This is a genomic window from Streptomyces anandii JCM 4720 (assembly GCF_014650655.1).
Taxonomy (GTDB): Bacteria; Actinomycetota; Actinomycetes; order Streptomycetales; family Streptomycetaceae; genus Streptomyces; species Streptomyces anandii.
In genome coordinates, this window is the sequence record NZ_BMVJ01000020.1 from 1 (window position 1) to 20056 (window position 20056).

The following is a 20056-nucleotide window of genomic DNA, read 5'->3' on the forward strand; positions in this document are numbered from 1 at the left end:
GCATGCCGAAATCGTTCCCACTGGGAGGTCGTGCAGAGGTTTTGGAGTGCCGCTGATGCGGCGGGAGGTGCTGCCGCGGAACCGTTCCGGTCCGTGACAACCCGAAGAACCCTACGGATGCCGACGCGGTGTGTCAACTCGCGGCGGGACGGCACACCAGGGGCGTACTGTAGGGCGCGTGATGACGCGTACGTACAACCAGTGCTGGTGGGCCGCCTGACGGCGGCCGCGCTCACGTACGCATGCAACGGCCGCCGCCTCGGCGGCCGTTTCTGTTTCTCCCTCCACCACTCCGAGGGCGGCCGGCCGGGGACGGCGGCCTCGACCAGGAGACGGAGTGAACGGTGGAGATGACACGGACACGGGTGTTCAGCGGGGTCAAGCCGACCGGGAACCTGACGCTGGGGAACTATCTGGGGGCCCTGCGACGGTGGGCCGAGGTCGACCAGCACCGGGCGGACGCCCTGTTCTGCGTGGTCGATCTGCACGCGCTGACCGTGGACCACGATCCCGCGCGGGTGCGCAGGCTCAGCCGGCAGGCCGCGACGCTGCTGCTGGCGGCGGGACTGGATCCCCAGTTGTGCACGGTGTTCGTGCAGAGCCACGTCGACGAGCACGCGCGGCTGTCGTACCTGCTGGAGTGCGTGGCGACGGACGGCGAGATGCGCCGGATGATCCAGTACAAGGAGAAGGCGCCGCGGGAACGGGCGCGGGGCGGCAGCGTACGGCTGTCTCTGCTGACGTATCCGGTGCTGATGGCGGCGGACATCCTGGCGTACGGGACGGACGAGGTGCCGGTCGGTGAGGACCAGACCCAGCACGTGGAGCTGAGCCGGGACCTCGCGGTCCGGTTCAACCAGCGCTACGGGCACACCTTCGTGGTGCCGAGGGCGACGCCTCCCGCCGTGGCCGCGCGGGTGATGAATCTGCAGGACCCGGTCTCGAAGATGGGGAAGTCGGAAGACTCCGGGCCGGGCATCGTCTATCTGCTGGACGAGCCGGAGGTCGTACGGAAGAAGGTCATGCGGGCGGTGACCGACAGCGGGCAGGACGTGGTCTACGACCGGGAGGGCCGGCCGGGGGTCGCGAACCTGCTGGAGATCCTGGCCGCCTGCGAGGGCGGGGACCCGGAGGAGCTGAGTCGTGGCTACGACTCGTACGGGGCCCTGAAGAAGGACACCGCCGAGGCGGTGGTGGAGGTGCTCCGGCCGTTGCAGGAGCGGCACCGGGAACTGTGCGCGGATCCGTCGTACGTGGACGGGGTGCTGCGGGACGGTGCGCGGCGGGCCAGGGAGATGGCGCGGCCGCGGGTGGACGCCGCGTACCGGGCGATCGGGCTGCTGCCCGCCTGAAGGGCCGGTGGCTCGGCGGGCGCCCGGACCGGGCCTCCGCTGAGCCACTCGCTGCCGGTGTCAGTTGTTGCCGGAGGCCAGTTCGCGGCTGCGGTCGCGGGCGGCCTCGAGGGCGGCGATGAGGGCCGCGCGCACCCCGTGGTTCTCCAGTTCGCGGATGGCGTTGATCGTCGTACCGGCCGGGGAGGTGACGTTCTCGCGGAGCTTGACCGGGTGTTCGCCGCTGTCGCGGAGCATGACCGCGGCGCCGATGGCGGACTGGACGATGAGCTCGTGGGCCTTGTCGCGGGGCAGGCCGAGCAGGATGCCCGCGTCGGTCATGGCCTCGACCAGGTAGAAGAAGTACGCCGGGCCCGAGCCGGACAGCGCGGTGCAGGCGTCCTGCTGGGACTCGGGGACGCGGAGGGTCTTGCCGACGGCGCCGAAGATCTCCTCGGCGTGGGCGAGGTGCGCGGCGGTGGCGTGGGTGCCGGCGGAGATGACGGACATGGCCTCGTCGACGAGGGCGGGGGTGTTCGTCATGACGCGTACGACGGGGGTGCCGGCGGCCAGGCGCTCCTCGAAGAAGGCGGTGGGGATGCCCGCGGCTCCGCTGATGACCAGGCGGTCGGCGGGGACGTGCGGGGCGAGTTCGTCGAGGAGGGTGCCCATGTCCTGGGGCTTGACCGTGAGGATCAGGGTGTCGGCGGTCTTGGCGGCCTCGGGGTTGGTGACCGGGGTGACTCCGTAGCGGCTGCGGAGTTCCTCGGCCCGTTCCGGGCGGCGGGCGGTGACCAGGAGGTCGGCCGGCGCCCAGCCGGCCCGGATCACTCCGCTGAGCAGGGCTTCGCCGATCTTGCCGGTGCCGAGGACTGCGACTTTCTGGCTCATGGGTTCATCCTCGCACCGGGGGCGCGGCGGGCGGTGGTGTGTCCGGCCGGCGGACACCGCCCGCGCCGTCACACCGTGCGGCGGCGCAGGGTGGCCGCTCCGAGGCCGAGGACGAGAAGGGCGCAGCCGGCGACGATCAGTACGTCCCGTACGAAGGTCGTCGTCATGTCGGTGTGACGCAGTACCTGGTTCATGCCGTCGACCGCGTAGGACATGGGCAGCACGTCGGAGATGGCCTCCAGGACGGGGTGCATGTTGGAGCGTGCGGTGAACAGGCCGCACAGGAGCAACTGGGGGAAGATCACCGCCGGCATGAACTGGACCGCCTGGAACTCGGAGGCCGCGAAGGCCGAGACGAAGAGTCCGAGGGCGGTGCCGAGGAGCGCGTCGAGCAGGGCGACCAGGAGGAGCAGCCAGGCCGAGCCGGTGACGTCCAGGCCGAGGAACCACAGGGCGAGGCCGGTGGCGAGGGCGGACTGGATGATCGCCACGGAGCCGAAGGCGAGGGCGTAGCCGGCGATGAGGTCGCCCTTGCCGAGCGGCATGGCGAGGAGGCGTTCGAGGGTGCCGGAGGTGCGTTCGCGCAGGGTGGCGATGGAGGTCACCAGGAACATGGTGATCAGGGGGAAGATGCCGAGCAGTGAGGCGCCGATGTTGTCGAAGGTGCGCGGGCTGCTGTCGAAGACGTAGCGGAGCAGGACCAGCATCAGGCAGGGGACCAGCAGCATCAGGGCGATGGTGCGGGGGTCGTGGCGGAGCTGGCGCAGGACGCGGGCGGCGGTGGCGGTGGTACGGGCTGCGCTGAGGGCGCGGGTGTGGGTGCGGGGCTGCGCGTGGTGGTGCGCCTGCGCGCCGGTCGTGGCGGTGGTGCTCATCGTGCTGACTCCTTGGTGCGGCCCGCGGCGACCGCCTCGTCGACCAGGTGCAGGAAGGCCGCCTCGACGGTGTCGGCGCCGGTGCGGGTGCGCAGCGCGTCGGGGGTGTCGTCGGCGAGGATCTCGCCCTCGCGCATGAGGAGCAGGCGGTGGCAGCGCTCGGCCTCGTCCATGACGTGGGAGGAGACGAGGAGGGTGGCGCCGCGCGTGGCGGCGAGGTGGTGGAAGAGGTTCCACAGGTCGCGGCGGAGTACGGGGTCGAGACCGACCGTGGGTTCGTCGAGGACGAGCAGTTCGGGGGTGCCGAGCAGGGCGACGGCCAGGGAGACGCGGCCTCGCTGGCCGCCGGAGAGGTTGCCGGCGAGGGCGTCGGTGTGGCTGGTGAGGTCGACGTCGGCGATGGCCCGGGTGACGTCGTCGCGGCGGCGCCCGGCGGCGGCGCGGCCGGGGTCGAGGATCGCGGCGAAGTAGTCGAGGTTCTGGCGCACGGTCAGGTCGTCGTACACGGAGGGGCTCTGGGTGACGTACCCGACGCGGGTGCGCAGCGTGGGGTGGCCGGCGGGGCGGCCGAGGACGTCCAGTGTGCCGCTCACCTTGGCCTGCGTACCGACGATCGCCCGCATGAGCGTGGACTTCCCGCACCCTGAGGGACCGAGCAGTCCGGTGATCTGCCCACGCGGCACGGTGAAGCCGAGCCCGCGCAGGACGGTGCGGGGACCACGCACGACGGTGAGCCCCGCCGCGTGCACGGCATCGGCCGACTCGATACGGGGCGGAGCCCCCGAGGATTTATTCATCACACGATGATTAACTCGCGCGAGAGGTCCCGCGTCAAGGGCCTGCGGGGGTCGGAAGGGTCCGGGTCACGTCTCCGGCCTGGTCGCCACCAACAGGTTCACGTCGTACGTCTCCTCTACGGCTCCGTCGGGGAAGATCTTGAGCAGGTGGGCTCGTTCCTGCGTGAAGAAGGTGGAGCTGTGGGAGGCGGGGGAGACCAGGAAGATCGAGTGGCTGGCGAGGTTGGCCAGGTGGGTGTCCAGGGGGACGGTGCGGGTCCAGCGGATCCCGCGGCGGTGGAAGTGGAGGCGGCCGCTGGGGTCGGCCAGGTCGGCGCGGGTGCCGGCGGCTCGTTGCTCGGCGGCGATGTCGACGTCGAAGTGGCGGGCGATGCGGCGGCCCTGCTCGGCGATCCATGCGACGTCGTCCGCGTCGGTGTTCCACCACAGCGCCAGCGCGCCGCCCGGGCGCAGCACGCGCAGGGCCTCCGGGACCGCGCGGGCGGGGTCGGTCCAGTGCCAGGACTGGGCGTACGTGATCAGGTCGGTGGACGCGGTCGCCAGCGGGAGGGCGTTGCCGTCACCCCGCACGACCGGGACGTCGGGGAGGGTGCGGCGGAACTGGGCCGCCATGCCCTCGCCCGGCTCTACGGCCAGCACGTCGGCGCCACGCCCGTGGAGCAGGGCGGTCGCGATGCCCGTGCCGGCGCCGACGTCCGCGACGCGGGCGCCGGTCAGGGGGCGGCCGGCGAGTTCCTCGATCGCGTCCAGGAGGGCGGGCGGATAGGAGGGGCGGTTGGCGGCGTACTCGGCGGCGGCCGCGTTGAAGGAACGGGCCCGGGTGGCGTTCAGACCCGTCCAGGGGCGCGGGGTGGGTGCGGTCATGGCGCCCATGGTGGGGGCGCGGTGGTGTGGGGCGACAGGGGGTTTTCGTCCGTGCCGGGTTCCGGCGGGGGGCGGTGGCCGGTCGCGGGGGCGTGGTCGTCGGTCGCGGGGGCGTGGTCCGTCGCGGGTCGCCGTTGATCCCGGGGTCGTGTTCCGGCGGGGTCGTGTGACCGCTCGGGGTCGCGGTCGGTGGTCGGGCGCGACGGGGCGGATTCGTCCGCAAGCGCTTTTCATTGCGGGGGCGCTTTTCATTGCGGGGCCGCGTTCCAATGCGGGCGCCGCATTCCGCGATGCGGTGCGGTATCCCGGCGCGGCCGCGTCCCGGCGCGGGCTGCCGTCCCGGGCGTCCGGGCGCCGGTCAGGGGTGGCGGCGTTTCTTCGGGTTGCCGGAGCGGCGGGTGGTGCGGCGGGCGTGCTGTTCGCGGGCCCGCTCGTACTCCTCGCGGTGCAGTTTCTCGCCGGGGGCCTCGGTCAGGGAGCGGAAGAAGTAGGCCAGGAGCGAGCCGACGAAACCGATGGCGAGCAGGCCCCGCAGGGATGCCTGCCGGTCCGGGTCGGGACGCTTGGAGAAGCCGTCCCAGGTGTGCCGGAAAGCGAGCGCGCTGCACACCGCGAACATCACCACGACCAGCAGCGTGACGAAGGCGCCCGAGTTCGCCATCGCCACGCCCTGGTAGGCGAAGCGGAGCACGAAGCAGGCGGCCGCGGCGGCGAACAGGGAGCCGGCCGCCACGCCCGCGCGGCGGGCCGCGTAGCCGTTGTCGTGGTCCACCCAGCTCGTGCCGAAGAAGCGCAGGGGCTCGGGCCGGGGGCCGCTCGCACCGGCACCGGGGCCGGCGGAGCCCGCGGTGCCGTCCGGGGTGCCGTTGTCGTCGCTCACGGGACGATTATGGCTCCGGTGCGGACGCGGGCTCCGGGCGGGATGGGTCCCGGGTCCGCGGGATCGCCGGGTCAGGAGCAGCGCGACGTCACGTAGCCGTCGGCGCCCGTGTAGACGTAGGAGTCGGACACGTACTCGCCGTTGCCGATGTTGTCCCAGATGTTCGAGGTGCCGTAGGGGCCCGAGACCGTGGTGCCCGGTGTCTGGCAGTAGATCGGGACCTTGGCGCCCTGGGACAGGGTCCGGACGACCGGGTAGCCGGTGCCGGGGCCGCTGCGGACGTTGAGGTTCACGCCGGGGGCGACGGAGTAGTAATGCACCGCGGCCGCGACGGCCTGCTCGGCGCCCTCCCCGGTGTTGTCTCTGGCGTTCTCGACAGAGTCGACCGACATGGATGACCTCCCCCGTTGCACCCCATGACTGTCATGGGGTCCCGTTGATTCCCATGAATCGCGCGATGAAACACCTGTGCATGATTCGTACGGGAACGCTAGCAAGCCTCCTGGGTCCCGTTCGAGTCATCGACTAGGGTCGGTGCGTCGCGCGCGCGGACGAACAGCACGGGGGTGGTTCCATGGCGCCACAGCGCAGCAGCGGAGCGGGCGTGGAAGCGGAACTTCCGGAGTACGCCGGCCACTACCGCCTGGAGTCGTGCCTCGGCTCGGGCGGCATGGGCGTCGTACACCTGGCCCGCAGCACCTCCGGGATGAAGCTCGCGGTCAAGGTCGTGCACGCCGAGTTCGCCAACGACCCCGAATTCAGAGGCCGGTTCAGGCAGGAGGTCGCGGCGGCGCGGCGGGTGAGCGGTGCCTTCACCGCACCCGTGGTCGACGCCGACCCGGAGGCCGAACGCCCCTGGATGGCCACCCTGTTCATCCCCGGCCCCACCCTGTCCGAGCACGTCAAGCGGAACGGGCCCATGGCTCCCGCCGAGTTGCGCCGCCTGATGGCGGGGCTCGCCGAGGCGCTGCGCGACATCCACCGCGTGGGCGTAGTCCACCGGGACCTCAAGCCGAGCAATGTCCTGCTCGCCGAGGACGGCCCGAAGGTCATCGACTTCGGCATCTCCCGGCCCAAGGACAGCGAACTGCGCACGGAGACCGGCAAGTTGATCGGCACCCCGCCCTTCATGGCGCCCGAGCAGTTCCGCCGGCCGCGTGAAGTGGGGCCCGCGGCCGACGTCTTCGCGCTGGGTTCGGTGCTGGTGCACGCGGCCACCGGGCGCGGTCCGTTCGACTCCGACAGCCCGTACATCGTGGCGTACCAGGTGGTGCACGACGAGCCGGACCTGACCGGCGTACCGGAGAACCTGGCCCCGCTCGTGCTGCGCTGTCTGGCCAAGGAGCCCGAGGACCGGCCCACGCCCGACGAGCTGATGCGGGAACTGCGCTCGGTGGCGGCCGCGTACGACACCCAGGCGTTCATACCGGAACAGCGGGCGGAGCAGAGCGCGGGGCAGAGGGCGGGAGAGCGGGCTGAGCAGCGGGCGGCGGGCAAGCCGGCCGGCCGCCTGCCGGGCACCCGTCCGCAGAAGCGCGTGCGCGGGAAGGCTCACGGCGAGGCGCAAGGGGAGCAGCCGGGCTCGGGCGGACCGCGGTGGCTCGGGCGGCGGCTGGTGCTCGTCGCGGCGGCGGTGACCCTCGCGGTGGGCGGCGCGCTGGGCTCGGTGGCGCTGTTCGGCGGGGACGGCGGGCGCACGCCGGCGGCCGACGGGACGCGGGCGGCCTCGGCGCGGATCGGCCCCTGGGAGGCCGCGCCCCCGTCCGGCGGCACGGGCACGCCCCACTGCGCGTACGTGGCCCGCGCGCTGTCCTGCGCACGGCCGGGGCTGGTCTTCGCCCTCGACCCGGCCGACGGCAGGCTGCTGTGGCGGCACACCGTCAGCACCTCGGTGATCAGCACGCCGCCGCCCGTCCCGGGCGGCCTGGTGGCGACCCTGACGGACGGGGGACGACGCCTGGAGGCGCTCGACCCCGCGACCGGGAAGGTGCGCTGGAAGCGTGCCGTACCGGCCGCCGCCGGGGTGCAGGCCGCCGGGGGCGTGCTGCTGGTGACCGGCCCGGACGGCACGGTGACCGGCGTGGACGGCGCGTCCGGAGCGGCCAAGTGGAGCCGGCCCCTGCCGGGGCAGCGCACGCCCTACTTCCGTTCCTACGCGGGCGACCCCCTGGCGTACACGGCGAGTGTGTCGGCGGACGGTAGGAGCACGCGGGTCACCGCCGTCGATCCGCGCACCGGCGAGGTGCGCTGGGACGCCCGGCTGAAAGGTTCCCTCGAACCGATCGGCAGCGGTGGCGGGTCCGTGCGCTTCCTGTCCCTCGACCCGGTCTACGGCGAGGCGCGGGCGCTGGTCGGCTACTCCCCCGGGACCGGTGAGACGCGCCGGAGCCCGCTGACCGTGCGGCTCCAGGAGGCGCACGGCACGGTGCACGACGGCGTGGCGTACCTCATGGCCGTCGGCGGGGCACTGGAGGCGGTCGACCTGGGCTCGGGCAAGCGGCTGTGGTCCCTGCAGACGTCCGTGAGCCGCGCCTCCGTGCCGGTCACCGACGGGCGCCATGTGTACGTCGGCTCGGCCGACGGGCGGCTGCTCGCGGTGGACGCGCGCAAGGGGACGCTGGTCGGGCAGACGCCGGCCCGGCTGGGCGCCAGGGGCGACCGGGTCGCCGCCTCGGTGCCCGCGCCCGTGCTCGCGGGGGGCCGCGTCTACGCCGGCGCCCCCGACGGAGCCGTCTTCGCCGTGGACGGAAGCGGCCCGTCGACCTGGTGAGACCCGGTGCCACGCGAAAGGGCCGCTCCCCGGGGAGCGGCCCTTGCCGTGTGTGAGCGATGCGCTCAGCCCAGCTTCGACACGTCCCGCACCGCGCCCTTGTCGGCGCTCGTGGCCATCGCGGCGTAGGCGCGCAGGGCGGCGGAGACCTTGCGGTCGCGGTCCTTCGGGGCGTACGCGCCGCCGAGGGCCTCGCGGCGGGCGGTCAGCTCCTCCTCGGGGACCAGCAGCTCGATGGAGCGGCCCGGGATGTCGATGCGGATGCGGTCGCCGTCCTCGACCAGGGCGATCGTGCCGCCGGACGCGGCCTCCGGGGAGGCGTGTCCGATGGACAGGCCCGAGGTGCCGCCGGAGAAGCGGCCGTCGGTGATCAGCGCGCACGCCTTGCCGAGGCCCCGGCCCTTCAGGTACGAGGTCGGGTAGAGCATCTCCTGCATGCCGGGGCCGCCCTTGGGGCCCTCGTAGCGGATGACGACGACGTCGCCCTCCTTGACCTGCTGGGTGAGGATCTTCTGGACGGCCTCCTCCTGGGACTCGCAGACGACCGCCGGGCCCTCGAAGGTCCAGATCGACTCGTCGACGCCCGCCGTCTTCACCACGCAGCCGTCGACCGCCAGGTTGCCCCTGAGGACGGCGAGGCCGCCGTCCTTGGAGTACGCGTGCTCGACGCCGCGGATGCAGCCGCCCTCGGCGTCGTCGTCCAGGGCCTCCCAGCGCTCGGACTGGGAGAAGGCCTCGGCGGAGCGGACGCACCCGGGGGCCGCGTGCCACAGCTCGACGGCCTCGGGGCTCGGGGAGCCGCCGCGGACGTCCCATGTCTTGAGCCAGTCCGCGAGGGAGGGGCTGTGGACGGCGTGCACGTCCTCGTTGAGCAGGCCCGCGCGGTGCAGCTCGCCGAGGAGGGCGGGGATGCCGCCGGCGCGGTGCACGTCCTCCATGTAGTAGGTGCGGTCCTTGGCGACGTTCGGCGCGACCTTCGCCAGGCAGGGGACGCGGCGCGAGACGGCGTCGATCTGCTCCAGGCCGAAGGGGACGCCCGCCTCCTGGGCGGCGGCCAGCAGGTGCAGGATCGTGTTGGTCGAGCCGCCCATGGCGATGTCCAGGGCCATGGCGTTCTCGAAGGCAGCGAAGGTGGCGATGTTGCGCGGCAGGACCGTGTCGTCGTCCTGCTCGTAGTAGCGGCGGGTGATGTCCATCACCGTGCGGGCCGCGTCGACGTAGAGCTGCTTGCGCGCGGTGTGGGTGGCGAGGACCGAGCCGTTGCCGGGCAGGGACAGGCCGATCGCCTCGGTGAGGCAGTTCATCGAGTTGGCGGTGAACATGCCCGAACAGCTGCCGCAGGTCGGGCAGGCGTTCTCCTCGATGCGGAGGATGTCCTCGTCGGAGACCTTGTCGTTGGCGGCCTCGGCGATCGCGTCGATCAGGTCGAGGGTGCGGACGGTGCCGTCGACCAGGGTGGCGCGGCCGGCCTCCATGGGGCCGCCGGAGACGAAGACCGTCGGGATGTTCAGCCGCAGGGCCGCCATCAGCATGCCCGGGGTGATCTTGTCGCAGTTGGAGATGCAGACCAGGGCGTCGGCGCAGTGGGCCTCGACCATGTACTCCACGCTGTCCGCGATCAGGTCGCGGGAGGGCAGCGAGTACAGCATGCCGCCGTGGCCCATCGCGATGCCGTCGTCGACGGCGATGGTGTTGAACTCGCGCGGGATCCCGCCCGCCTCGCGGACCGCCTCGCTGACGATCCGGCCCACCGGCTGGAGGTGGGTGTGGCCGGGCACGAACTCGGTGAAGCTGTTGGCGATGGCGATGATCGGCTTGCGGCCGATGTCCGCGCCCGGTACACCGGAGGCGCGCATAAGGGCGCGGGCGCCCGCCATGTTGCGTCCGTGGGTGACTGTGCGGGACCTCAGCTCGGGCATCGTCGCTCGCTCCTTCGGAGAGTTCTGACTCGGTCGAGCGTACGCCGGTCATCCATGCTTCGGGACGAGGTGTCCGGAATGCGGGACGGGTGTCTCGTGGTGAGGCGCTCCCGGCGGAGCCGCCCGCCTCACGGCCCGGTCAGATGCCCCTGCACCACCGGGGCGACCCTGGCGATGATCCGCTCCACGTCCGCCGACGCCAGCGGCTCCACCTTGATCACGTACCGCAGCATCGCGCAGCCCACCAGCTGCGCGGCCGCGAGCTCGGCGCGCAGCTCGGCGTCCGGCTGGTCGAAGCGGCCGGCGATGCGGCGCAGCAGCTGGGAGGCGACCAGGCGGCGGAAGACGGCGGCCGCGGTGTCGTTGTTCAGGGCGGAGCGGACGATCGCCAGCAGGGGTGTGCGGGTGGTGGGGTTCTCCCAGACGCCGAAGATGAAGCGGGCCAGGCGTTCGCCCACGGCGTCCAGGGGAGCGTCGGCGAGCGCCTCCGGGGCGTTGAGCGCGGGCGCGAAGGCGACCTCGATTGCCGCCGCGAAGACCTGCTCCTTGGTGCCGAAGTAGTGGTGCACGAGGGCCGGGTCGACGCCGGCCGCCTTGGCGATTCCGCGCACGGATGCCTTCTCGTAGCCGCGCTCGGAGAACTCCTCGCGGGCCGCGGTCAGGATGTGGTCGCGGGTGTCGGCGGCCTCCTCGCGGCGGGGGCGGCCGCGGCGGCGGGGCGCGGTGGTGCCGGTCATCGCCGGGGCACCCGCACCGAGGGCGCCGAGGACGCCAGGTGCAGCCGGGTGAAGGCAAGGGCCTCGGCGAGGTCGGCCTCGCGCTCGGCGCCGGACATGGCGCGCCGGGTGTTGACCTCGATGACGACGTGGCCGTCGAAACCGGAGCCGGCGAGACGTTCCAGCAGCTGTCCGCAGGGCTGTGCGCCGCGGCCCGGCACCAGGTGCTCGTCCTTGGCGGAACCCTTGCCGTCCGCGAGGTGCACGTGCCCGAGGCGGTCGCCCATGCGGTCGACCATCTCCAGGGCGTCGGTGCGGGCGGTCGCCGCGTGGCTGAGATCGATCGTGAAGTGGCGGTAGTCGTCCTTCGTGACGTCCCAGTCGGGGGCGTACGCGAGCATCTCGCGGTCGCGGTAGCGCCAGGGGTACATGTTCTCCACCGCGAACCGTACGTCCGTCTCGTTCGCCATCCGCCAGACGCCGGCGACGAAATCGCGGGCGTACTGCCGCTGCCACCGGAAGGGCGGGTGGACGACGACCGTGCTCGCGCCGAGCTTCTCGGCGGCGGCCCTGGCGCGCTGGAGCTTGACCCAGGGGTCGGTGGACCACACCCGCTGGGTGATCAGCAGACAGGGGGCGTGAACGGCGAGGATCGGGATCCGGTGGTAGTCGCTGAGTCTGCGCAGCGCCTCGATGTCCTGGCTGACCGGGTCGGTCCACACCATGACCTCGACACCGTCGTATCCGAGGCGCGCGGCGATCTCGAAGGCCGTCGCCGTCGACTCCGGGTAGACGGAGGCCGTCGACAGGGCGACCTTCGCATCCGGGATGCGCACGACTGGCTCTGCCATGGGGGACAGGTTACGGGGTGCGTCCGGGGAGTGCGGGCCGCCTATTGGCCGTTGTGGTCTTCGCCATGTCCCAGGGCTCGTCCGTTCAGCGGCTCGCGTCGCGGGGCGGGGCCGGGGGCGGGGCTGTCCATGTGGTCGAGGTGGCGCAGGATCACGCCCTCGCGCAGGGCCCAGGGGCAGATCTCCAGGCGCTCCACGCCGAACAGGTCCATCGCGCCCTCGGCGACCAGGGCGCCCGCCAGCAGCTGGCCCGCGCGGCCGTCGGAGACGCCGGGCAGCTCGGAGCGCTCGTCGGACGTCATGGCGGCCAGCCTCGGCACCCAGCCCTCCAGGGACTCGCGCTTGAGTTCGCGCTGGACGTACAGCCCGTCCGCGGAGCGGGCCGCGCCGGCTATGCGCGCCAGCTGCCGGAAGGTCTTGGAGGTGCCGACCACGTGGTCGGGGGCGCCGAAGCGGCTGAACTCGCCGACCGTCCGAGCGATCTCCGTACGCACATGGCGGCGCAGTGCCCTGACGTCCTCCGGGTCCGGCGGGTCGCCGGGCAGCCGTCCGGCGGTGAGCCGGCCCGCGCCGAGCGGCAGCGACACGGCCGCGTCGGGGTCCTCGTCGATGCCGTACGCGATCTCCAGGGAGCCGCCGCCGATGTCCAGGACCAGCAGCTTGCCCGCCGACCAGCCGAACCAGCGGCGGGCGGCGAGGAAGGTGAGGCGGGCCTCCTCCTCGCCGCTGAGCACCTGGAGCTCCACGCCGGTCTCGGCGCGCACGCGCGCGAGGACGTCGTCGGCGTTGCCCGCCTCGCGCACGGCGGAGGTGGCGAACGGGAGCAGGTCCTCGACGCCCTTGTCCTCGGCGGCCCGCAGCGCGTCCTTGATCACCGCGACCAGGCTGTCCACGCCGTCGGGGCCGATCGCGCCGTCCCCGTCGAGGAGTTGAGCGAGGCGCAGTTCCGCCTTGTGCGAGTGCGCGGGCAGGGGGCGCGCGCCGGGGTGGGCGTCGACCACCAGCAGGTGGACCGTGTTCGAACCCACGTCGAGGACACCGAGTCTCATGTACGGAACGCTACTGCCACCTGGGCCGCCCTCCGCCCCGGATGCCCGGACCGGTCCCCTTGACGCCCGTGCCGGGACGGTCCCGCGCGGGACGCCGGGCGACTTACCCTGGACGGGTGCCAAAGACGAAAAAGGCGAAGACCGATAAATCGTCGGCCGCGGATCCGGCGCAGGCGGCGAAGCGGGGAAAGCCGGGGAAGGCGGGGAAGAAGGACGTGCGGTCCGACGAGAAGGGGCTCGACTTCGCGCGCGCGTGGGTGGAGTTCCCGGATCCGGCGGACGACGAACAGGTCTTCCGCTGTGATCTGACATGGCTGACCTCCCGCTGGAACTGCATCTTCGGAAGCGGCTGCCAGGGCATCCAGGCGGGCCGCGCGGACGACGGGTGCTGCACGCTGGGCGCGCACTTCTCCGACGAGGACGACGAGAAGCGGGTCGCCGGGTACGTGGCGAGGCTCACGCCGGACATCTGGCAGAACCACGCCGAGGGCACGCGCGACGGCTGGGTGTCCGAGGACGAGGAGGGCTCCCGGCAGACCCGCCCCTTCCAGGGCTCCTGCATCTTCCAGAACCGTCCCGGCTTCTCCGGCGGCATGGGCTGCTCGCTGCACATCCTGGCGCTGCGCGAGGGCCGCGAGCCCCTGGAGACCAAGCCGGACGTGTGCTGGCAGCTGCCGGTGCGGCGGACCTTCGAGTGGATCGACCGCCCCGACGACACGCGCGTGCTGCAGGTGTCGATCGGTGAGTACGACCGCCGGGGCTGGGGCCCGGGCGGCCACGACCTGCACTGGTGGTGCACCTCGGCGACCTCGGCCCACGGCGCGGGCGATCCGGTGTACGTCTCCTACCGCGCGGAACTGACGGAACTGATGGGCAAGGCGGGCTACGACCGCCTGGTCGAACTGTGCGAGCAGCGCCTGGCCTCCCAGCTGCCGCTGGTGGCACCGCATCCGGCGGACCCGGCCCGGTCGGCGGATCCCGCCGGGCCCGCGGACCCCGCCGCGTCGGCGGACTCCGTCTGACGGGGGGACGCCGGCTGACGGGTGGACGCCGTACGGGCGGTGGGCGCGGCGTGGCGCCGGTGGCCGTGACACCGGTGGTCCGCGCCCTAACCGTCCGCAGGCGCGGGCGTGCCCGCGCTGCCGCCCCGCGGTGGGGCGGATCCCTCCGGGGCCGACGGTGACGGGTCGGCCGGCGCCGGGCCGGTCGGGGTCGGCGTCGGGCCGGAGGGCGGGGAGGAGTTCGGCGCCGGGTCCGACGGGACCGAGGGCGACGGGCTCTGTGAGCCTGGAGGGCCCGTCGGGGGCACGGTGGGCGGCGGGGCCGGCGTGGCCGGTGGGCCGGTGGGGGCGCCGGACGGGCGGGAGGGGCTCGGGGCCGTGCCGTGGCCGTCGATGGTCACCACGGCTCCGGCCGGTGCGATCGCCACGCGTGCGCTCCAGTGGCCGGACGGCTCGCGCAGGGGGTCGACGTACACCTTGATCGTCACCGACTCGCCCGGCGCGAGGGTCCCGGAGGAGTGGCTCGGGTAGAGCCAGGACGCCCCGGTGGAGGCCGACCAGTGGACGGGCCCGGCGCCGGACGCGGTCAGGGTGATCAGGGTGGTGTCGCCGGAGTTGGCCGCGGTCACCGTCAGGTCGCCGCTCCTGCGCCCGGAGCCCGTGACGCTGACGACCTCCACGGAGACGTCCGGCCCGGGACGGGCGTTGCCGGCGTTCTCGTAGCCTCCGCCCGCCTCCTCGCCGCCCAGCACCGCCGGGTCGCGCTCCTCGTGCGCGGTGGCGGTGGGGCCGCCGCCCTGTCCCTCGCCGGTCGGGGTGCCCCGGTAGGCCGCCCACAGGGCGAGCACGGGCGCGGCGACGACGGTGGCGACGACGGTCGTCGTGACGGCACGCGCGCGCAGCCGGTCCCTGCGGGCCGCGCGGTCCTTGGGGTCCATGGGGAAACCACGCCGGTCGAAACGCGGGACGGCGCCCCGCGCGGGCGGGTGGTGGACCATGGCGACGTGCAGGTCCGCCCGGGGCGCCGGCAGGACGGGCAGCTCGGCCGGCGTGACGGTGGCGCCGGGCCACCGGCCCGGCATCGCGCGCTCGGCGCCGCGGCGGCAGCGCGGGCAGTCGTCGACGTGCCGGACCAGCTCGCGCCGCAGCGCCGTACTGAGCACGAGCCCTTCGTCCCCGGTGAGCCGCGCCACACTCGGACAGGCGCCCGTCTCCACGACGGCGAGCGCCGCGCGCGTGCGCTCCACCTCGCAGGCGGCGGAGGCGAGCAGTTCCCGGGTGGCGGCGAGGCTCAGGCCGAGCACGGCGGCGACCTCGTGGGCGGCGAGGTGGTGGCGTACGGCGAGTTCGAGCGCTTCGCGCTGCTCGGGGGTGGTGCCGGCCGCCTCCGGCCAGGCCAGCAGCGCCAGTTCGCGCTGCCGCTCCTGCCGCGCCTTCTCGCCGGCCGTGGAGTCGGCGGGCACCGCCCGCTCACGGCCGGCGCCCTGCCGGCCGGAGGCGTGCGTGCCCTGGCGTCTGTGTCTGGACTCGGCCAGCCTGCGCAGGCACGCCCAGCGGGCCAGCGCGTACAGCCAGGCCCGCCGCTCCCCCGCGGCGGCGGGCACCCGCTGCCCGCGCCGCTCGGCGAACGCCAGCGCGTCCCCGAGCGCGGCGGTGGCCGAGTCGTGGTCGCACAGCACCGACAGGCAGTAGGTGAACAGGCCGTCGAGGTACGGCTCGTAGCGCGCGGGCGGGCGCTGCGCCAAGGTGCGCGCGGCAGCGCGGTCGCGCGCCTCGCGGTGCGCCCGGTGTGCACCGGTCATGCGGATCGAGGTCTCCGGACTGCTGCTCATCACCCGTGCGACCGTAGGCGGCCCGGGATCGTCCGCTCCCGCGCCCTCGGCACATTTAATTCGTACGGGTGAAACGATCCCTCATAAGGGGACCGGCACGGAGGCGGGCCGCGCCGCACGGCCGGCGCCCGCGTTGTCAGTGGCGGCGGCTACGGTTTCGTCCATGGCCACCCGTACGAAGACCACCAGGGACCGCCCGTCCTACCGCTGCACGGAATGCGGCTGGCAGACGGCCAAGTGGCTCGGCCGCTGCCCCGAGTGCCAGGCCTGGGGCACGATCGAGGAGTACGGCGCGCCCGCGGTCCGTACGACGACGCCGGGCCGGGTCACCACCTCCGCCCTGCCCATCGGCCAGGTCGACGGCCGCCGGGCCACCGCCCGCTCCACCGGCGTGCCGGAACTGGACCGCGTCCTCGGCGGCGGACTCGTCCCCGGCGCGGTCGTGCTGCTCGCCGGCGAGCCCGGCGTCGGCAAGTCCACGCTGCTGCTGGACGTGGCCGCCAAGGCGGCGAGCGACGAGCACCGCACGCTGTACGTGACGGGAGAGGAGTCCGCGAGCCAGGTGCGGCTGCGCGCCGACCGCATCGGCGCCATCGACGACCACCTGTATCTCGCGGCCGAGACCGATCTGGCCGCCGTCCTCGGCCACTTGGACGCGGTCAAGCCCTCCCTGCTGATCCTCGACTCGGTGCAGACGGTGGCCTCGCCCGAGATCGACGGCGCCCCCGGCGGCATGGCCCAGGTGCGCGAGGTGGCGGGCGCGCTGATCCGCGCCTCCAAGGAGCGCGGGATGTCCACCCTGCTGGTGGGCCACGTCACCAAGGACGGCGCGATCGCGGGCCCGCGCCTGCTGGAGCACCTGGTGGACGTCGTGCTCCACTTCGAGGGCGACCGGCACGCGCGCCTGCGCCTGGTCCGCGGTGTCAAGAACCGCTACGGCGCGACGGACGAGGTCGGCTGCTTCGAACTGCACGACGAGGGCATCACGGGCCTGGCCGACCCCAGCGGCCTGTTCCTGACCCGGCGCGACGAGCCGGTGCCCGGCACCTGCCTGACCGTCACCCTGGAGGGCCGCCGTCCGCTCGTCGCCGAGGTGCAGGCGCTGACGGTCGACTCCCAGATCCCCTCCCCGCGGCGCACGACGTCGGGCCTGGAGACCTCCCGCGTGTCGATGATGCTGGCCGTGCTGGAGCAGCGCGGCCGGATCAGCGCGCTCGGCAAGCGGGACATCTACTCGGCGACGGTCGGCGGCGTGAAGCTGTCCGAGCCGGCCGCCGACCTGGCGGTCGCCCTCGCGCTGGCGTCGGCCGCGAGCGACACCCCGCTGCCGAAGAACCTCGTCGCGATCGGCGAGGTGGGCCTCGCGGGCGAGGTCAGACGGGTCACGGGCGTGCAGCGCAGGCTCTCCGAGGCGCACCGCCTGGGCTTCACGCACGCGCTCGTACCGGGCGATCCCGGCAAGGTCCCGCCGGGCATGAAGGTCCTGGAAGTGGCCGACATAGGGGACGCGCTGCGGGTGCTGCCGCGCTCGCGTCGCCGAGAGGCCCCACGGGAGCAGGAGGACCGCCGGTAGACTTTGCCCTGGTCTCGCCCGTCCGTACGAACCGAGTGTGCGAAACGGGAGCGCCAGAAGAACCTGCGACCGGAGGAGTGCAGTGGCAGCCAACGACCGGGCGGCAGCTCCCGGAAAGTCCGGCGGGAGTTCCGGTGCCGATGGCCTGATGCGCGCCTCACTGAGCGCCGTGGCTCCCGGCACGGGCCTGCGGGACGGACTCGAGCGGGTGCTCCGCGGCAACACCGGCGGACTCATCGTGCTCGGCTCCGACAAGACCGTCGAGGCGATGTGCACGGGCGGGTTCGTGCTGGACGTCGAGTTCACGGCGACCCGGCTGCGCGAGCTGTGCAAGCTGGACGGCGGCATCGTGCTCTCCTCGGACCTCTCGAAGATCCTGCGGGCGGGTGTGCAGCTGGTCCCGGACCCGACGATCCCGACCGAGGAGACCGGCACCCGGCACCGCACCGCGGACCGGGTGAGCAAGCAGGTCGGCTTCCCGGTGGTCTCGGTCTCGCAGTCCATGCGCCTCATCGCGCTCTACGTCGACGGGCAGCGCCGGGTCCTGGAGGACTCCGCGGCGATCCTGTCCCGCGCCAACCAGGCCCTGGCCACCCTCGAGCGCTACAAGCTGCGCCTGGACGAGGTCGCGGGCACGCTGTCGGCGCTGGAGATCGAGGACCTGGTGACGGTCCGGGACGTCTCGGCGGTCGCGCAGCGCCTGGAGATGGTCCGCCGCATCGCCACCGAGATCGCCGAGTACGTCGTGGAGCTGGGCACCGACGGCCGTCTTCTCGCCCTCCAGCTGGACGAGTTGATCGCGGGCGTGGAGCCCGAGCGCGAACTGGTCGTGCGGGACTACGTGCCCGAGCCCACCGCCAAGCGCTCCCGCACCGTCGACGAGGCACTCGCCGAGCTCGACGCGCTCAGCCACGCCGAACTCCTCGAGATGTCCACGGTGGCCCGCGCCATGGGCTACACCGGCTCCCCCGAGACCCTCGACTCGGCGGTCTCGCCGCGCGGCTTCCGGCTGCTCGCCAAGGTGCCGCGGCTGCCCGGCGCCATCATCGACCGCCTGGTCGAGCACTTCGGCGGCCTGCAGAAGCTGCTGGCCGCCAGCGTGGACGACCTCCAGACGGTGGACGGGGTCGGCGAGGCCCGGGCGCGCAGCGTGCGCGAGGGGCTGTCGCGGCTGGCCGAGTCGTCGATCCTGGAGCGCTACGTCTGACCGGACGCCGCCCGCTCGAACGCCCCGGCCGGCGGAGCCCGGTCGGTCCGCCGAGCCCGTACGGCCGGCTCAGTCCGCCGACAGCACGAACGACGTCTGCAGCTTCCCGTACCCCGGCACCTGCGCCTGCACCAGATACGTGCCCGCGCCCGCCGATCCCGCCGGGGGCGTCGCGCACTGCGGGGCGCTGGGCTTGCGGTCCCACCGCAGGGTGTAGGTGATGCCGCTGCCCGCCGGCACCCGGTAGAGCAGGCTTCCGGCGCCCTTGGGGCAGTCGGCCGACGACCAGTAGTCGTCGCTGCTGCCGGCCTTGGTGACCGTCACCACCGCGGACTTAGGACCGAGGTCGATCTTGCAGTCGCCGGCCGAGGTGTTCTTCGCGGTCACCTCGAACGCCGGCAGCTGGCCGGGCGAGTAGGAGTTGCGCACGCTGCGCAGCGTCAACTTGACCGCTGTGGACGTGCAGTTGGGCAGCGTGGTGTCGGCCGGCAGGGTGGCGATCGTACCGCCGCCGCCCTTGGCGCCGTCGTCCGTGACCCCGGTCCCCGCTCCGGAGCCGGAACCCGAACCGTCCCCGCCCGCACCGCCGGAGCCGGAGCCGGACCCCGAACCGGAACCGGACCCCGAGCCCGACCCGTCGCCGCCGCTCGACTCCTCGCGCCCGCCGGGATGTTGGCTGATCGCGGGGCCGGACTGGGAGGGGCCCGGCGTGATCGTGGAGGGGGTGGGATTCTTGCCGTTGGACCCGCCGCCGTTGTCGTGGTGACCCCCGCCGCCGGAGGTGAGGATCCAGACGATCAGCAGCGTCAACAGGGCGACCACGGACAGCAGTACGACCCTCCGGCGCCAGTAGATGGAGGGGGGTAGCGGCCCGACGGGTTTGCGCAGAGATCCCACGGCCCAAACTGTACGAGAGATCCCCGGCTTCACCTGCCCCACCCGCCGCGACGACCACAACTTTTCCGGATCATCATTCCGGCAACGTCCGTACAGGTGGCCTCTCTTGCGGAAGTCGCGACCGCGCGATCACCCTGCGTAACCATTCTGTCCTTTGGGCCGCCCGCGCCGCATCCTCCGGCCTCCCACGGCGGCCGACTCCCACGTGGCAGGATCGGAAGCGTCATGACTGCGCCCACACTGCCCCCACACAGCGGCCCCACCACCACGGCCCCGGCCCCCGGCCCGCCCGGCGAGACCCTGCACACCCAGGTCATCGGCTGGTTCGACGACAACGCCCGCGACCTGCCCTGGCGGCGTCCCGAAGCGGGCGCCTGGGGTGTGATGGTCAGCGAGTTCATGCTGCAGCAGACCCCCGTCAGCCGGGTGCTGCCCGTCTACGAGCAGTGGCTCGGCCGCTGGCCCCGCCCCGCCGACCTCGCCAAGGAGGCGCCGGGCGAGGCGGTCCGCGCCTGGGGCCGGCTCGGCTACCCGCGCCGCGCCCTGCGCCTGCACGGCGCCGCGGTCGCCATAACGGAACGGCACGGCGGTGACGTACCGGCC

Annotated in this window: 16 protein-coding genes and 2 pseudogenes; 6 read left to right on the forward strand and 12 right to left on the reverse strand. The window is 73.4% G+C overall.

Going from position 1 to position 20056, the window contains the following annotated elements; genetic code table 11:
* The first annotated feature begins 350 nt into the window (after nt 1–350).
* A complete protein-coding gene (trpS, locus tag IE249_RS28165; protein WP_189709182.1) occupies nt 351–1352 on the forward strand; it encodes a tryptophan--tRNA ligase in 1002 nt (333 codons plus the stop codon).
* A gap of 60 nt (nt 1353–1412) precedes the next feature.
* Here the strand turns inward: trpS and proC are convergent, their stop codons facing one another.
* The 6 genes from proC to IE249_RS28195 all read right to left on the reverse strand — a co-directional run bounded on the left by proC (nt 1413) and on the right by IE249_RS28195 (nt 6030).
* On the reverse strand, nt 1413–2222 hold the full coding sequence (gene proC / locus IE249_RS28170) for a pyrroline-5-carboxylate reductase (RefSeq protein WP_189709185.1): 810 nt from the start codon (nt 2220–2222) through the stop codon (nt 1413–1415).
* 68 nt (nt 2223–2290) lie between these two features.
* Nucleotides 2291–3097 carry an ABC transporter permease gene (locus IE249_RS28175; RefSeq protein WP_189709187.1) on the reverse strand — a complete coding sequence of 269 codons (807 nt, stop codon included), beginning with the start codon at nt 3095–3097 and terminating at the stop codon, nt 2291–2293.
* Nucleotides 3094–3894 carry an ABC transporter ATP-binding protein gene (locus tag IE249_RS28180; RefSeq protein ID WP_189709189.1) on the reverse strand — a complete coding sequence of 267 codons (801 nt, stop codon included), beginning with the start codon at nt 3892–3894 and terminating at the stop codon, nt 3094–3096. Before IE249_RS28180 ends, IE249_RS28175 begins: the two co-directional genes overlap by 4 nt.
* A gap of 66 nt (nt 3895–3960) precedes the next feature.
* Nucleotides 3961–4758 (reverse strand): class I SAM-dependent methyltransferase, encoded by a 798-nt coding sequence (locus tag IE249_RS28185; RefSeq protein ID WP_189709191.1) that lies wholly within the window; start codon nt 4756–4758, stop codon nt 3961–3963.
* 358 nt (nt 4759–5116) lie between these two features.
* Nucleotides 5117–5638: an EamA/RhaT family transporter gene (locus tag IE249_RS28190; RefSeq protein ID WP_189709193.1), complete on the reverse strand. Its 522-nt coding sequence runs from the start codon at nt 5636–5638 to the stop codon at nt 5117–5119.
* Nucleotides 5639–5709: 71 nt separating this feature from the next.
* Nucleotides 5710–6030: an SH3 domain-containing protein gene (locus tag IE249_RS28195; protein WP_189709195.1), complete on the reverse strand. Its 321-nt coding sequence runs from the start codon at nt 6028–6030 to the stop codon at nt 5710–5712.
* Nucleotides 6031–6212: 182 nt separating this feature from the next.
* Between IE249_RS28195 and IE249_RS28200 the strand changes: the two genes are divergently transcribed.
* On the forward strand, nt 6213–8408 hold the full coding sequence (locus IE249_RS28200) for a serine/threonine-protein kinase (protein WP_189709197.1): 2196 nt from the start codon (nt 6213–6215) through the stop codon (nt 8406–8408).
* Nucleotides 8409–8473: 65 nt separating this feature from the next.
* Here the strand turns inward: IE249_RS28200 and ilvD are convergent, their stop codons facing one another.
* From ilvD to IE249_RS28220, 4 genes and pseudogenes are all read right to left on the reverse strand, one after another.
* On the reverse strand, nt 8474–10327 hold the full coding sequence (gene ilvD, locus IE249_RS28205; protein ID WP_189709199.1) for a dihydroxy-acid dehydratase: 1854 nt from the start codon (nt 10325–10327) through the stop codon (nt 8474–8476).
* A gap of 128 nt (nt 10328–10455) precedes the next feature.
* Entirely contained in the window at nt 10456–11064 is a 609-nt protein-coding gene (locus tag IE249_RS28210; RefSeq protein ID WP_189709201.1) for a TetR/AcrR family transcriptional regulator, read from the reverse strand.
* Complete coding sequence (locus tag IE249_RS28215) at nt 11061–11894, reverse strand: sugar phosphate isomerase/epimerase family protein (protein ID WP_189709203.1); 834 nt, start codon at nt 11892–11894, stop codon at nt 11061–11063. Before IE249_RS28215 ends, IE249_RS28210 begins: the two co-directional genes overlap by 4 nt.
* 128 nt (nt 11895–12022) lie before the next feature.
* Nucleotides 12023–12943 (reverse strand): annotated as a pseudogene (locus IE249_RS28220) (Ppx/GppA family phosphatase); the annotation flags it as partial.
* Nucleotides 12944–13059: 116 nt separating this feature from the next.
* Between IE249_RS28220 and IE249_RS28225 the strand changes: the two are divergent.
* Nucleotides 13060–13965, forward strand: a complete 906-nt coding sequence (locus IE249_RS28225; RefSeq protein ID WP_189709205.1) for a DUF3109 family protein — start codon at nt 13060–13062, stop codon at nt 13963–13965.
* A gap of 86 nt (nt 13966–14051) precedes the next feature.
* Here the strand turns inward: IE249_RS28225 and IE249_RS28230 are convergent, their stop codons facing one another.
* Complete coding sequence (locus IE249_RS28230) at nt 14052–15776, reverse strand: BACON domain-containing protein (protein WP_444544816.1); 1725 nt, start codon at nt 15774–15776, stop codon at nt 14052–14054.
* A gap of 163 nt (nt 15777–15939) precedes the next feature.
* On the opposite strand from IE249_RS28230, the gene radA reads away from it, so the two are divergent.
* Both radA and disA read left to right on the forward strand, forming a co-directional pair.
* A complete protein-coding gene (gene radA, locus IE249_RS28235; RefSeq protein WP_189709209.1) occupies nt 15940–17349 on the forward strand; it encodes a DNA repair protein RadA in 1410 nt (469 codons plus the stop codon).
* An 82-nt stretch (nt 17350–17431) separates the two neighbouring features.
* Nucleotides 17432–18556, forward strand: a complete 1125-nt coding sequence (disA, locus tag IE249_RS28240) for a DNA integrity scanning diadenylate cyclase DisA (protein ID WP_189709211.1) — start codon at nt 17432–17434, stop codon at nt 18554–18556.
* Nucleotides 18557–18625: 69 nt separating this feature from the next.
* Here disA and IE249_RS28245 read toward each other — a convergent pair whose 3' ends face one another.
* On the reverse strand, nt 18626–19453 hold the full coding sequence (locus IE249_RS28245) for a hypothetical protein (RefSeq protein WP_189709213.1): 828 nt from the start codon (nt 19451–19453) through the stop codon (nt 18626–18628).
* 225 nt (nt 19454–19678) lie between these two features.
* On the opposite strand from IE249_RS28245, the pseudogene IE249_RS38700 reads away from it, so the two are divergent.
* Nucleotides 19679–20056: pseudogene (locus IE249_RS38700) on the forward strand (A/G-specific adenine glycosylase); the annotation flags it as partial.

What these genes read in the sequence shown, in the direction of transcription:
- proC (WP_189709185.1), bottom strand. Translation starts at nt 2,222, where the DNA reads ATGAGCCAGAAAGTCGCAGTCCTCGGCACCGGCAAGATCGGCGAAGCC.
- IE249_RS28200 (WP_189709197.1), top strand. Translation starts at nt 6,213, where the DNA reads ATGGCGCCACAGCGCAGCAGCGGAGCGGGCGTGGAAGCGGAACTTCCG.
- radA (WP_189709209.1), top strand. Translation starts at nt 15,940, where the DNA reads ATGGCCACCCGTACGAAGACCACCAGGGACCGCCCGTCCTACCGCTGC.
- IE249_RS28215 (WP_189709203.1), bottom strand. Translation starts at nt 11,894, where the DNA reads ATGGCAGAGCCAGTCGTGCGCATCCCGGATGCGAAGGTCGCCCTGTCG.
- IE249_RS28195 (WP_189709195.1), bottom strand. Translation starts at nt 6,030, where the DNA reads ATGTCGGTCGACTCTGTCGAGAACGCCAGAGACAACACCGGGGAGGGC.
- IE249_RS28180 (WP_189709189.1), bottom strand. Translation starts at nt 3,894, where the DNA reads ATGAATAAATCCTCGGGGGCTCCGCCCCGTATCGAGTCGGCCGATGCC.
- ilvD (WP_189709199.1), bottom strand. Translation starts at nt 10,327, where the DNA reads ATGCCCGAGCTGAGGTCCCGCACAGTCACCCACGGACGCAACATGGCG.
- trpS (WP_189709182.1), top strand. Translation starts at nt 351, where the DNA reads ATGACACGGACACGGGTGTTCAGCGGGGTCAAGCCGACCGGGAACCTG.
- IE249_RS28175 (WP_189709187.1), bottom strand. Translation starts at nt 3,097, where the DNA reads ATGAGCACCACCGCCACGACCGGCGCGCAGGCGCACCACCACGCGCAG.
- IE249_RS28210 (WP_189709201.1), bottom strand. Translation starts at nt 11,064, where the DNA reads ATGACCGGCACCACCGCGCCCCGCCGCCGCGGCCGCCCCCGCCGCGAG.
- IE249_RS28230 (WP_444544816.1), bottom strand. Translation starts at nt 15,776, where the DNA reads ATGAGCAGCAGTCCGGAGACCTCGATCCGCATGACCGGTGCACACCGG.
- IE249_RS28185 (WP_189709191.1), bottom strand. Translation starts at nt 4,758, where the DNA reads ATGACCGCACCCACCCCGCGCCCCTGGACGGGTCTGAACGCCACCCGG.